We start from the raw sequence: 12,919 nt of genomic DNA, 5'->3' as shown, positions 1-12,919 counted from the left end.
GGGTATTGTCTAGTTTATGCGGGCCGCGCTAGTAGCCCGAACACCCACCAGTCCCGTATTTGACCATTTCGATATGCCCGTTGACGTAGCAGTCCTTCCAACTCGAAGCCAATGTTGAGTGCAACAGCCTGCGACTCGTCATTTCCCACTATTATGTATCCCTCGATCCGGTGTATAGGCAGCTCATCAAATGCCCATTGGCACAATCTTCGAACGGCTTCAGTAGTGAATCCTCCACCACGATAATCCGGCCCAGTCCAATACCCGAGCTCTACGACTCCTCGTAACGTATTTTTTAGTGCACAAGTTCCTGCTAATTGATTGGTTGTCGCGTCGTAGAATCCAAATCCATAGGTGGTGTCGTTTAACCAGGCAGCAGCCGAATCGGTGACGAACTTACGCGCGTCGTCTCGGGTGTACGGCCGTGGGAGCGGCAGATAGTGTGCGATCAGCGGATCGTTGCACGCCCGAACAATTGCGTCCTCATCGGCTGACGTCACGCAACGTAAGACCAAGCGTGCGGTTGTCAATACTGGAGGTTCCATAAGGCGCAGCTATTTTGGGATCAAGACATCAGTGTCAACGAGCACGTTCGTCAGGAATCATGGCCATATGGTACTACCTAATCTAGCCCCGCAGATAGCTGCTACGGTTGCCCCGCACTGAAATGTTCGTCGGCTTTTGGTCGGCCATTACGTGACCCGGACCAATATTGGGAATCAATTTTCCGATGGATTTGGCGCCACCGCGACCACGTTGGCATTGGCGGCGTCGGCTGGCCTACCGCGGTGATGCCGGGCGCATGGAATTGACCCGCCAGGACTAGTGATCGGCAGCGAGTGGGCGCTGCTGGCGCACCGGCGGGATCGTCCGCTCAGCTATGCGGACTGGCCGATACGATCGCCGGCCTTCCTACCGAGCTGGGCCGCGGGCGGCGGGCCGGCGTGGGAGCCCGGCTCTGGTCCGTGTTTTGCGCAGGTGCACCACGGTGTCGTCACGATGCCATCGACCGCGTGCGGATTGTGGCGGGGCCGCCGCGAACGCGGTTTCGAATTCGGCCGCCCCTCGATCGCATCACGGCGGCGCAGTTGCTGTACCCAAGGCGCGGGACGTCCACCGCGGTGATGACGAGCCTGCCTTCGACATGGCCGACCCCACCGTCCAACGAGATGCCAACTATGTCGCGAGACCGCGGCGAACTACGCCATTAGACCAGAGAGATCTGCTGAGACGGTCGAAGACGTCGACCTACTGCAACTACAAGGGGGTGGCGACATACTGGTCGGCTGTATCCGGCGATGACCGCGACAACCTTGCAGACGGTATCGCGTGGAGCTACCCTGACCCGCCACCGGAAAGCCGGCCCATCAAAGGCCTTCTGAGCTTCGATGCCACCCGCGCGGATGTGCTGGCCGAGCTGCCCGCCTAGATCACGCCGCCGTCGGAATTGGTAAACGCGACGTCGAGCGCCGGTTGCTTGGACTCCGTTAGCCCGAAATTGGCGGAATTGGCCCGACCGGGCCAGCGGGAGTTGTGCATCGCGCAATCAACTCCCGCTGGCCCGCGCTAGCCCGGAAGTTCTCAGTCGGCTTTGTCGCCGTGACTGAAATAGCAATGCGCATAGACCGTCTCGTCCGAGTCGGACGAGACCTCGTGTGTCATGGTCACCACTTCCTTTCCGCATATATCTACAGACCCTGCGTTGCCAGACGATACCAACTAGAGAACGCTACCGTCTACTAGTAACAATATCGCGGACAGCGGCAGCAAACTCGCCTGGCGTTTGCCGACACGAGGTTCCTAGGCAAAGTCGCCGTACAACACCGTCGACAGGGCACGGGCTTGCAGCACGAAGCTGGGACAGCTGCGCCAAGACATGCGGCTCAACCAAAACATCCGGGTGATCAAATCCTGTGGTATACGGTCAAATTGGCTTCACCCGCTAGGGACTGTGTCGGGTGATCCGGACTGTCCGGTCAGGCAGTCGCACCACATCACATCCACTGACACACCGTCGGCGGGCCGCCGAGACCCGACACGACAAACGGATTCAGGGCGTCGTGCCCGCAGGCGTCCTGCCGCCGCTGCGACGGGGCAGGGTGATCGATGAACCTGAACCCGGGGAACCCGCCGCTTCGGCCGCGGCCCCACCAGCGCCAATGCTGGCCCCACTCAACAACTGCGGGCCCTAGGCGATGATGAACCGCACCATTGCCAACAGGCGTTAGAACCGCGACCGGGAGTCGATCGCCGTGTCGCTGGTGCGTAGCGGCCGGATCATCGCCTCCTGGGCAAAGGAGGCGATGAGCTGCCCCTCCTGGGCGTGCACAGCGCCCCGGACATAGGACATTCCCGCGCCAACGTGGGTGCTCTCGTGGGTGTAGAGCAGCCACCCGTCCCAGCGCACCGGCTCGTGAAATGCGACCGAGATCGTCATCGGTGCGGTGGATACGGTCAGATGCGCCTGGCTGGTACCGATGCCCGGATGCGCCCGCATGGTGGTGGAAATCCCCAGGTGGCCAGTGAAATACGCGACGAGAGCCTTGGCCAGATCGTCACGGGTGCCGATGGCGGCTGGGACAGGATCATAACGCAGCCACGCATACAACTCCGGTGGCCCAACTTCGTCGGGGCTGTTGACGTCGACCACGTCGACGAGTCGCAGCTCCCGTCCGGCCATCGGCATCACAGCGAGATTGGCATCCGCCGGTGCGGTAACGTCCGGCCGCGGTAGCTGGTGACGGATCACGTCGCCGCTCGGGATGTCGACCAAGACCGTCACGGTCATACAGCGGCGGCCATTCTGCTGCGCGGCGACGATCGCGGTGGCGATCGACCGGCCCTCGTGGACAACGTCGATGACGAGTTCGACAGGCGGGCCGACCGTGACAGCGCGGGCGAACACCGCGTGTGCCGAACGCACCGACTTGTCCGGAAATCGTTTCGCCACAGCAACAATCGCCTGAGCGACCACCTGGGTGCCTTCCACCACCCGCCGACCGTCCTGGCCGGCGAGGCCAGTGTCACCGGTGAACCGGTCTTGCGCCTCGGCCGCCACATCGAACAGCTCGAGCAGGCCGTCGACCGACCACTGCGCGTGATCCGAACCCGTGGTCAACTCCGCTCACCTCTCGCTATCCCATGACGGCCGAGTCGCGACAGCAGCTCACGGCCAGCGTGACACTTTGCCGGTGGCTTGTAAAGCTGACCGATGGGACGGGGCGACCGATACGCCGCGTTGACAGGGCGGCCCAGGTTGCGTGACACTTTTGCGGTGATTTGTAAAGGGCTGGTGCGAAGGCGCACCGGGCGGCGGATATGACCGACCCGGATAGCTCGACACGCCAACGAATCCTCGTCGCTACCGCCGACGTCCTTGGCCGCAACGGCCAGACCAAGCTCAGCCTGTCGGAGGTCGCCGCCCAGGCAGGAGTATCCCGCCCCACCCTCTACCGCTGGTTTGCGTCCAAAGCGGAGTTACTCTCGGCATTCTCACGCTACGAGCGCCAGGTCTTCGAAAGCGGCTTGGCCGGGGCGACCGCGGGGCTGACGGGGGTCGAGCGGCTCGACGCCGCCCTGCGGTTCATGGTCGACTACCAGCACTCGTACTCCGGCGTGCGCATGGTCGATGTCGAGCCGGAACATGTCATAGCCCAGGTTTCCCGCGCCATCCCACAGATGCGCGCCGGTCTGCAACAACTCCTTCCCGGCCCCAACGCCGCGGTCAAGGCGGCGACGGTGATCCGAATCGCGGTCTCGCACTACATCGTTCGAAGCGACGACGCCGACCAATTCCTCGCGCAGTTGCGCCACGCCGTCGGACTCAAGGGCGGCGACGCAGAGATCAGTCGAACAACACCGCGGCGTTCAGGTAGCCGGTCGGGTCAAACGCGGACTTGACCGTCCGCATTGCGGCGATGTCGTTGGCCTGCCGGGACATTGCGAGGTAAGGACGCTTGCGGCTGCCGACGCCATGTTCAGAGCTGACGTTGCCACCGCACTGCGCGATGAGTCCCATCATCTGCGCGTACAACGCGGGTTCCCCCTCGGGCGGGCAACGCAGCACATTGAGGTGCAGGTTGCCCTCTCCGATGTGGCCGAACAACAACGGCAACGCCTCCGGGACGTGCTGGCCGACCAACGCGACCGCATCCCGGGCGAACCTGCTGATCGCCGACAAGGGCAGCGAAACGTCGAACTTCAGCGGCGGACCATATACGCCGAGCACCTCGGCCAACGATTCACGAGTGCGCCACAACCGTTGCTGAGCAGCGACATCCACACCAACCGCGGGCTCCCCGCACAGATTTACGCCGTCGAGCAGGTCGGCTAGCCGATCGGTCTGATCGTGGTCGGCGGCCAGTTCCACCAACAGCAGCCAGTCAGCCTCGACGGGGGCACCCAGTCCAAGATGCTCGCGGGTTAGCGCAGCAGCCCGGCCGTCAATCAATTCCAGCGCCGCGATGCCGTCCACGTCACGGAAGATCCGGCCGGCATCGACAAGCGCGTCGAGGTCGGCAAACCCGCACACTGCTGTCACCCGATGCGACGGAGTGGGGTGCAGCCGCAGATCCAACGCGGTGATTACGCCGAGGGTGCCCTCGGCGCCGACGAACAGTGCGGGCAGATCGTAGCCGGTGTTGTCGCGGCGGACCCGGCTATGTCGGCGCAGCACCGAACCATCGGGCAGCGCAACTTCTAGGCCGATCACCTGCTCGCCCATATTGCCGTACCGGACCGTGCGCAATCCGCCGGCGTTGGTCGACGCCATGCCACCGACGGTCGCGGTGTCGCGGGCCGACAGGTCCACGCCGAACAGAAGCCCGGCCGTCGTCGCGGCGTGCTGCACCGCAGCCAGCGTGACTCCGGCACCGACCTCGATGCGGCGCTCGACGGTGTCGACATCGTTCACCGCGCAAAGCCGCTCGGTGGACAGCAGTATGTCGTCGTGCTCGGGAACGGTACCGGCCACCAATGAGGTACGGCCGCCTTGAACGGTGACAAAGGCGCCGGCGTCCCGGCACACCCGCAGCACCTCGCCGACCTGGTCGGCGGAGCCGGGCCGCACCAGCGCGCTGGCCCGGCCCCGATAGCGGCCGGTGTGGTCGACGATGCGGCCGGCCAGCACATCAGGGTCGGTGGTGACGTGGTGCGACCCGACCGCACTCACCAAGCTGCGCAGCATGCTCGCGGTTATAGCACCGCTGTGCCCGTGTGTGCGGCACGTCGGTCACCATGCATGCCTACCTTTCGGGCGTGGCGCACAGTCCGGTCAATTCTTCGGTGTCGACGTGGGCCACGCGAATCGCCATGAGTGCCGGGTCAGCTCGCCATCGCGCGGACCGAATGCAAGTCCCAGGTGGCCGGTACGATCGGCACCCGCGGGACATCGCCAAACTCACCGCTAGCCACCGTGGCCAACCCGGACGGCTGCGTAACGCCCGCCACGGCGGCGGTCCCGGCAAACCCCATCGCTGTCACATCGACAGGCGCATGGGCGCTAGCCAGCTGCACCTCAGAAGCCTGCACACCCGCCGGCTGCACGTCAGGAGCATGCCAACCAACAGTGGTGAGCGGCGGACCAACCGGCAGCGCGAGCCCAGCACTCGACGTCAGCACCACCGACGGAACAGCGCCAGTCACAAAGCCCCCGACTAGCATTGGGACGTATTCGAACGCGAGCTGCGCCAACGTAAGAACGAACTGCGTGACAAGTGTCACAATGTACGAAATCGCCTGTACGAGCATCACGAGCGGAAATGCGATCGCTGCACATAGCATAGAAAGAATGCTGAAAGCGAGACGAAACATAAATCCTATCGCCGCTCCAATAAGACCGAGCGCCTTGCCAATAAGATTGACAACAAAACCGAGCGCCTGGCCGATAAGATTACCAATAAGGCCAACCGTCTGGCCAATAAGACCGGCAAGTTGAGTGAGCGCCTGAGTCACCAATCCGGTGATCTGCGCGGGGATCGTGGCGGGCGCGACTTCCGCAACGATGGCGTTCTCAGCGACAACTAGGGCCTGTTCTTCAACGCCGGCCAAGGCACCATCGTCTTCGACTTCCTCAATTAGCGGTCCGGGCTCGTTGTCGGGGCGTTCCTCCAGGCCGGCCAGATCACCATCGTCTTCGACTTCCTCAATTAGCGGTCCGGCCTCATTATCGGGGCCTAGCAGCAGCAGCGGCGCGGGGCGATTGTGCGGCGGGTTCAACGCCACCGCCAAACCCGCCTGCGCCTGATACTGCTGCATCGCGCCCGCAGCCTGGAGCCACATCCGCGCATACGCGGCTTCATTGAGCGCAATCGCGATCGCATTAATCCCAAAGAAGTTCGTCGAAAGCAACGCCACATTGGCGGTGCGGTTAACGGACAACTCCGCCAGCGTTGGCATCTCCACCAATGCAACGGAATACGCCGCCGCCGCCTGCTGGTGTGCGACAGCCTGCTGTTGGCTTTCCTGGCCGGCCTCCTCCAACCACTCCAGGTAAGGCCCATGCGCACCCTGATAGCTCTGCGAACTCGGGCCCTCCCACGGCACAACAGCCAGCTCATTGCCGAGTTCTTGTGCCGCCCAGTCGTACTCAAGGCCTAGCTGTTGCCATGCCTCGCCTGCGTCCAGTAGCGGACCGGAGCCCGGACCGAAGCTCAGCGCGGCCGAATGCACCTCCGGCGGCTGGCCCAACCAGAAGACGGGCGCCACCAACAGCAGCTTTAATAAAAAGGGAGCCGTCACTCCAATATGCCTAGCGATGTGTACGAAGCCGCCGCCACGGCATCACCGGCCGCATAGCTAACCCCGGACGCAGCGACACCGACCCCCGAGCGGGCGAGCTCTTCGACTCCTTGGGCGCCCACCAGGGCGTGCTCCCCGCCCTGGGCGCTCAACGCGAGCGCGGTCTGCAGCGACACCGGATCCGCCGCCGGCGGCACTACCGCCGAGATCACCGGGGCCGCCGCGGCATGCGCAGCCGCCAGCCGAGCGGTGATTGCCTCCACCGCCGCGCTGGCCGCCGCCAACCCCTCCGGAACCACCCATAGCGTCACGTCACACATCCCCGTTCACATCTCGGCGACCATCGCGGCCGAAGCGCGCGTTCAAGTCGCGTTAACCTTTTGTTAAATCGTTGGCAACAGGGCATGGTAGCGACGGCACACGCGAATCGGCAACTGGCGGAGGGCGCCCAGCCGTGTCATCTGCACCACAGGGCGGCCCGCACGCGCCCCTCCCGACACCCGAGCCAGACCCCGGAGAAGGTTTTCTCCAAACGCGGGACGTAGTGGCGGGACGGTTCTACTCTCGATAAGTACCTAATACCCGCGGTAGCGGGTCAATCCCATATGACCGGTAAGGGCCCGGTTTGTGGGGAAGGACGGAGCGATGTCGTACGTGCTCACAGCCCCCGACCTGTTGGTGACGGCAGCCACCAATGTGGATGAGATTGCCTCGACGCTCCGCGCCGCCAACGCTGCGGCGGCAGGCCCGACCTGCAACCTGCTGGCGGCGGCCGGTGACGAGGTTTCGGCGGCAACGGCAGCGCTGTTCAGCGCATACGCACGGGAGTATCAGGCCGTCGTCGCGCAGGCCGCGACGTTCCAAAGCGAGTTCACCCGGACGTTAGCCGCCGCGGGCAACGCCTACGCGCAAGCCGAGGCGGCCAACGCGGCGCGGGTCTCGAGCGCGCTGAACGCGGTCAACGCACCGATCCAGACGCTGTTGGGCCGTGCGCCGTTGAGCACCAACGGGTCCAGCGGGGCCGGTGGCCTGACGTCGCTGGCGAAGTTGGCCGCCGCCGGTCAGGTAACGGCGTTGATCATGGGTGGCACCGGTAACCCGCTACCCCTCCCCGGGTACGTGACGGATATCAACAACGCGTACATCCAAACCCTCTTCCCAGGCGCCGTCCCTCAAGGCCTGTTCACCCCCGAACAGTTCTGGCCCGTTACTCCCCAACTCGGCAACCTGACGTTCAACCAGTCCGTCACCCAAGGCGTAACTCTGCTAAGCAACGCGGTCAGCACCGAATTGGCCGCCGCAAACAAGGTCGTCGCCTTCGGCTACTCGCAGAGCGCGACGATAGTCAACAATTACATCAATTCCCTGATCGCGATGGGTTCACCAAATCCGGCCGACATTTCCTTCGTGATGATTGGTAGCGGCAATAACCCCGTCGGCGGGCTCCTGTCCCGCTTCCCAGGCTTTTACATCCCGTTCCTGGACGTGCCGTTCAATGGTGCGACTCCGGCGAACACCCCGTACGAGACTCATATTTACACGGCCCAGTACGACGGCATCGCCCACGCCCCGCAATACCCGTTGCGCATCCTGTCGGACATCAACGCCTTCATGGGCTACTTCTTTGTGCACAACACCTACCCGGATCTGATGGCCAACGAAGTTGCGAACGCGGTCTTATTGCCTACCTCGCCGGGCTACGCGGGCAACACGCAGTACTACATGTTCTTGACTCAGGACCTACCACTGCTTGCGCCGATTCATGCCATCCCCTACGCCGGTCCCCCGATCGCTTCGCTGTTCCAACCTCAGCTGCGGGTGCTGGTCGACTTGGGCTACGCCGACTACGGACCGGGCGGCAACTATGCGGACATTCCCACCCCGGCGGGGCTGTTCTCGATCCCCAACCCGTTCACAGTCAGCTACTACCTAATCAAGGGGAGCCTGCAGGCACCGTATGGCGCCGCAGTGGAAATTGGGGTGCAAGCCGGACTAGTTGGCCCGGAGTGGTACCCGGACACCTACCCGTGGGTTCCGTCGATAAACCCGGGCCTGAATCTCTACTTCGGCCAGCCGCAGGTGACGTTGCTATCGCTGCTGAGCGGCGGTCTCGGGGACATCCTGCGCTTGATTCCGCCGCCTGTCTTCCCGTAACGACGCTAGGGTCCGAGCGGCGACTGTTGGCGGATCGCCTCGTCCCGGATCAGCCCGCGCAGCAGCGCTGTGCTGAACTCCGCCGCGATTTCCTTGGCCGTGCGCCGTCCGCTCGGCCGCAACCACCGGTAGCTGCCCAGCGTCATGCCGATGTAGCCCAATGCCACCACGTGCGAGTCGCACTCAAAGAACTCGCCGCTGGCGATCCCGCGGTCGATGAGTCCGTGCACATGCTCGAAGACCTGAGCCTCCTTTTCGCGGACCTCGGCGACCTGTTCGCCGTTGAACCACTCGGTGATATAGGGCTGCTCCTGGAAGTACACGGCGGCCCGCTCGGGATTGCTCGCGATCCCCGTGAGCAGCCGAACCGTGTACTGGTAGAGCGCTTCGCGGGCCGTCCAGGACGGATCGTCGTGGACGGCGGCCAGGGTGCCTTCGGCGGCCTGACGGTAGATGTCGAACAGGATCAGCGACTTGCTGGCGTAGTAGTGGTAGACCGTGGCCTTGTTCAGCCCAATCACATCGGCGACGTCGTCCATCCGGGTGCCGTGATAGCCGCGCGCCGCGAACAGCTTGGTGGCAACGGCCAGCAACTCCTCACGGCGGCTTGGCCCGTTGGGGCTGGTGCTGTCGGACGGCATCTCTACTCACTATCGTCGCTGCCGGTGGCGGCATGAGCCCCGACCGAAGAAGTTATCAATCAACTGGTTGGACAGTTTATGCAAGGCGGCGTCAGCCTGTCGCACCGACGCGGAGGGGACTAGACTCCGGTGCGAACCGAGTCGCGAGTCGAGAGGTGGAGTGATGGATCCAAGTCCTGACTACGACGTGAGCGACGAGATCGAGTGGTTTTTCCGCTACCTCACCTGGGGGCTACGGGGTGTCGAAGACGGGCACGGATATCCGCCGCCGGCATACCCGCCCGTCTAGCCGGGTCGCCTATAGCGCCTTGAGTTCCTCGGCGACCTCGGTGACCGATTTCTTCGCATCGCCGAACAGCATGGTGGTGCCCTCCGCGTAGAACAGCGGGTTGTCGATGCCGGCGAACCCGGAATTCATCGACCGCTTGAGCACGATCACCGACTTCGACCTGTCCACGTTGAGGATCGGCATGCCGTAGATCGGACTAGCCGTCTCGTTGCGGGCCGCCGGGTTGGTGACGTCGTTGGCGCCGATCACGACGGTGACGTCGGTGCGGGCGAACTCGTCGTTGATGTCGTCCATGTCCTTCATCGCGTCGTAGTCGACTTCGGCCTCGGCCAGCAGTACGTTCATGTGCCCGGGCATCCGGCCGGCAACCGGGTGGATCGCATACTTCACCGGCACACCCCGGTCTTCCAGCAAGCCGGCCAGGTCCTTGACGGCGTGCTGGGCCTGCGCGACGGCCAAGCCGTAGCCCGGCACCACGATCACCTGGTTCGCGTACGCCATCTGAATCGCAGCATCGGAGGCCGACGTGGCTTTGACGTGCTTGTCACCGCCGTCATCGCCACTCGGGGCGACGCCGCCGCCGCCAAAGCCGCCCGCAACGATCGCCGGGATGGAGCGGTTCATCGCCTTCGCCATCAGGTTGGTCAGGATCGAACCGGACGCGCCGACGATCATGCCCGCCACGATCATCGCGGTGTTGTTCAACGCCAAGCCCGCCGCGGCGGCCGACAGGCCGGTCATGGCGTTCAGCAGCGAGATGACCACCGGCATGTCGGCGCCACCGATCGGCAACACCACCATGAGACCCAGCACGCCGGCGGCGACCAGCAGACCGATCATCCACCACAGCGACGCCCCGCCGGTCCCGGGATGCGCACGCAGTCCGATGACCACCGCCGCGGCCACGGCCCCGGCCAACAGCAGCAGGTTGATCGGCTGCTGCACCTTGCCGAGGCCGATCGGCCGGCCGGAGATAATTTCCTGCAACTTACCGAAGGCAACGATCGACCCCCAGAACGAGATCGACCCGATGATCGCGGCGAACAACGAGGCCACCACGATGTGTACGGTGGGCGACTCGCCGTGCTGGAACGCGGAAAAGCCGGTGGTATCGATGAACTCCGACAGCGCGATCAGCGCAACAGTCCCCCCGCCGACACCGTTGAAGAACGCCACCAGCTGCGGCATGGCGGTCATCTTGGTCAGCCGCGCCGGAGGCACGCCGAGTACGACACCCACCACCAGACCGGCGATGATCAGCGGCCATTGGCTGGTGTGCCGGATCATGACCAAGGTCGCCGCCACGGCGATGGTCATGCCCACCGCGGCGATCAGGTTCCCCCGCACCGCGGTCTTGGGGCCGGTGAGCCCCATCAACCCGTAGATGAAGAGCGCGAACGAGATGACGTAAAGAATCTCGACCAGGTAGGTCAGGTTCATCGGACGACCCCGTCGCGGTCAGACTTGGCTTGCACCGTGGGCTTCTTCCCCTTGAACATGCCGAGCATTCGGTCGGTGACGATGAAGCCGCCGATGACGTTCAGGGTGCCGAACACCACCGCGACGAACAGGATGATCTGCAGCGCGAGCGACGGGTGCTCAATTTCGCCGAACACCACCAGTGCGCCGAGAACGACAATGCCGTGGATGGCGTTGGTTCCTGACATCAGCGGGGTGTGCAACGTGTTGGGCACTTTGGAGATCACGGCAAACCCGACGAATCCGGACAGCACCAGGATCGCCAAGTTCTCCAACAACTCGTTGTACATCTAGGAGTCCTTTCCGCCGGCCCGGGTCACGCACGACTCCGCGATGACTTCGTCATCGAAGTCCGGGGCTAGCTTGCCGTCCTTGACCAGCAATTCGAGCAGCGCCGTGATGTTCTTGCTGTAAAGCTCGCTGGCGTGCTCGGGCATGGTGGCCGGCATGTTCAGCGGTGCGGCGATGGTCACGTCGTGTTTGACGACGATCCGGCCGGGCTCCGTTAATTCGCAGTTGCCGCCGGTCTCGCCGGCGAGATCCACCACAACGCTGCCGGGCTTCATCGCTTCCACCGCCGCGGCGGTCACCAGCCGCGGCGCTGGGCGGCCCGGTACCAGCGCGGTGGTGATCACCACGTCGAAGCCGCTGATCGCCTCTTCCAAAGCTTTTTGTTGCTGGGCGCGTTCGTCGTCGGTCAACTCCCGCGCGTACCCGCCGGCACCGGCCGCGTCGATACCGATATCCAGCCATTGGGCGCCCACCGATCGAACCTGGTCGGCGACCTCGGGGCGGACGTCGTAGCCGGTGGTGCGCGCACCCAGCCGTTTCGCCGTGGCCAGTGCCTGTAGCCCGGCCACGCCGACGCCCAGTACCAGCACTGTGGCCGGCTTCACCGTGCCGGCCGCCGTCGTCAGCATCGGAAAGAACCGGGTCGATTCCGAGGCCGCGAGCAGGACGGCCTTGTACCCGGACACATTGGCCTGCGACGACAGCGCGTCCATCACCTGGGCCCGGGAGATTCGCGGGATGGCCTCGAGCGCGAACGCCTGCACCCCGGCTTGGGTCAGCGCGCCGATCGAGTTTTCCTCGTTGCGGGGCGCGAGGAAGCCGATTAGCGTCTGCCCGCGTCGCAACCGACCGACCTCGGCCGCCGTCGGCGGCGCGACTTTGACGACGACGTCGGCCGCCCACGCATCCCCGATAATGGCGCCGACGGCGGTGTAGAGCTCGTCGGGAAGCAGCGCGCGCTCGCCCGCACCGGCCTCAACCACGACCGCCACACCGCTGTTCACCAGCGATGCGACCGCCTTGGGAACCAGGGCGACCCGTCGTTCGTCGGGCCCCGACTCGGCGACCACCCCGACCGTCGTCTGCGGATCTGTCATAGCACGTATGTCTACTTTCCTTGATGCTGCCTCGATAAACATGCCGCTGGCTCGGCCGCAGCTTCGCTACCATAACGCGTGCCAGGTTCACCATCGATGTGTGATCGCCAATAGCGGGGTACCCGCCGGCAGCCGATTGGCTCTCTTGGTCGATGGTTCGCCATCCGAAATTGATTCTGTAGCGCTCGCGACGTTGTGGCGCCACAAACCGGCGTTGTGTTGCTTGCGGC

General features: G+C 64.2%; 11 protein-coding genes and 2 pseudogenes. 4 read left to right on the top strand and 9 right to left on the bottom strand.

Features of this window, described 5'->3' with window-relative positions:
* Positions 1-14: 14 nt before the first annotated feature.
* Positions 15-545 (bottom strand): GNAT family N-acetyltransferase, encoded by a 531-nt coding sequence (locus tag AADZ55_RS01380; RefSeq protein WP_085324066.1) that lies wholly within the window; start codon positions 543-545, stop codon positions 15-17.
* A gap of 674 nt (positions 546-1,219) precedes the next feature.
* Between AADZ55_RS01380 and AADZ55_RS01375 the strand changes: the two are divergent.
* Positions 1,220-1,429: pseudogene (locus AADZ55_RS01375) on the top strand (DUF427 domain-containing protein); the annotation flags it as partial.
* Positions 1,430-2,224: 795 nt separating this feature from the next.
* Here AADZ55_RS01375 and AADZ55_RS01365 read toward each other — a convergent pair.
* Positions 2,225-3,118 (bottom strand): acyl-CoA thioesterase, encoded by an 894-nt coding sequence (locus tag AADZ55_RS01365; RefSeq protein ID WP_085324068.1) that lies wholly within the window; start codon positions 3,116-3,118, stop codon positions 2,225-2,227.
* Positions 3,119-3,318: 200 nt separating this feature from the next.
* Here AADZ55_RS01365 and AADZ55_RS01360 point away from each other — a divergent pair.
* Positions 3,319-3,828, top strand: a pseudogene (locus tag AADZ55_RS01360) (TetR/AcrR family transcriptional regulator); the annotation flags it as partial.
* Positions 3,829-3,844: 16 nt separating this feature from the next.
* On the opposite strand, the gene AADZ55_RS01355 reads toward AADZ55_RS01360, so the two are convergent.
* The 3 genes from AADZ55_RS01355 to AADZ55_RS01345 form a co-directional block, all read right to left on the bottom strand.
* The gene (locus AADZ55_RS01355) at positions 3,845-5,185 is read right to left on the bottom strand and encodes an FAD-binding oxidoreductase (protein WP_085324070.1); all 1,341 of its coding nucleotides are present in this window, start codon (positions 5,183-5,185) and stop codon (positions 3,845-3,847) included.
* A gap of 137 nt (positions 5,186-5,322) precedes the next feature.
* Positions 5,323-6,687 carry a PPE family protein gene (locus AADZ55_RS01350; protein ID WP_341286251.1) on the bottom strand — a complete coding sequence of 455 codons (1,365 nt, stop codon included), beginning with the start codon at positions 6,685-6,687 and terminating at the stop codon, positions 5,323-5,325.
* Positions 6,688-6,734: 47 nt separating this feature from the next.
* Positions 6,735-7,049, bottom strand: coding sequence for a PE family protein (locus tag AADZ55_RS01345; protein WP_085324185.1), 315 nt, complete (start codon positions 7,047-7,049; stop codon positions 6,735-6,737).
* A gap of 334 nt (positions 7,050-7,383) precedes the next feature.
* Here AADZ55_RS01345 and AADZ55_RS01340 point away from each other — a divergent pair, with 334 nt between their 5' ends.
* Positions 7,384-8,892: a PE family protein gene (locus tag AADZ55_RS01340; RefSeq protein WP_085324072.1), complete on the top strand. Its 1,509-nt coding sequence runs from the start codon at positions 7,384-7,386 to the stop codon at positions 8,890-8,892.
* 5 nt (positions 8,893-8,897) lie between these two features.
* Here the strand turns inward: AADZ55_RS01340 and AADZ55_RS01335 are convergent, their stop codons facing one another.
* Positions 8,898-9,533 carry a TetR/AcrR family transcriptional regulator gene (locus AADZ55_RS01335; RefSeq protein ID WP_085324073.1) on the bottom strand — a complete coding sequence of 212 codons (636 nt, stop codon included), beginning with the start codon at positions 9,531-9,533 and terminating at the stop codon, positions 8,898-8,900.
* A gap of 160 nt (positions 9,534-9,693) precedes the next feature.
* Here AADZ55_RS01335 and AADZ55_RS01330 point away from each other — a divergent pair, with 160 nt between their 5' ends.
* Positions 9,694-9,822, top strand: coding sequence for a hypothetical protein (locus tag AADZ55_RS01330; RefSeq protein ID WP_207569036.1), 129 nt, complete (start codon positions 9,694-9,696; stop codon positions 9,820-9,822).
* A 9-nt stretch (positions 9,823-9,831) separates the two neighbouring features.
* Here the strand turns inward: AADZ55_RS01330 and AADZ55_RS01325 are convergent, their stop codons facing one another.
* The 3 genes from AADZ55_RS01325 to AADZ55_RS01315 are packed head-to-tail and all read right to left on the bottom strand — an operon-like array spanning position 9,832 to position 12,689.
* Entirely contained in the window at positions 9,832-11,262 is a 1,431-nt protein-coding gene (locus AADZ55_RS01325) for an NAD(P)(+) transhydrogenase (Re/Si-specific) subunit beta (RefSeq protein WP_085324075.1), read from the bottom strand.
* Positions 11,259-11,591, bottom strand: a complete 333-nt coding sequence (locus tag AADZ55_RS01320) for an NAD(P) transhydrogenase subunit alpha (protein ID WP_085324076.1) — start codon at positions 11,589-11,591, stop codon at positions 11,259-11,261. The genes AADZ55_RS01325 and AADZ55_RS01320 overlap by 4 nt, the downstream gene beginning before the upstream one ends.
* Positions 11,592-12,689: a Re/Si-specific NAD(P)(+) transhydrogenase subunit alpha gene (locus tag AADZ55_RS01315; RefSeq protein ID WP_085324077.1), complete on the bottom strand. Its 1,098-nt coding sequence runs from the start codon at positions 12,687-12,689 to the stop codon at positions 11,592-11,594.
* Positions 12,690-12,919 lie beyond the last annotated feature (230 nt).

Source organism: Mycobacterium decipiens, from assembly GCF_963853665.1.
Lineage (GTDB): Bacteria > Actinomycetota > Actinomycetes > Mycobacteriales > Mycobacteriaceae > Mycobacterium > Mycobacterium decipiens.
Note: the sequence above shows the minus strand (reverse complement) of the source record. Positions and strands in the feature narration are given on the sequence as shown.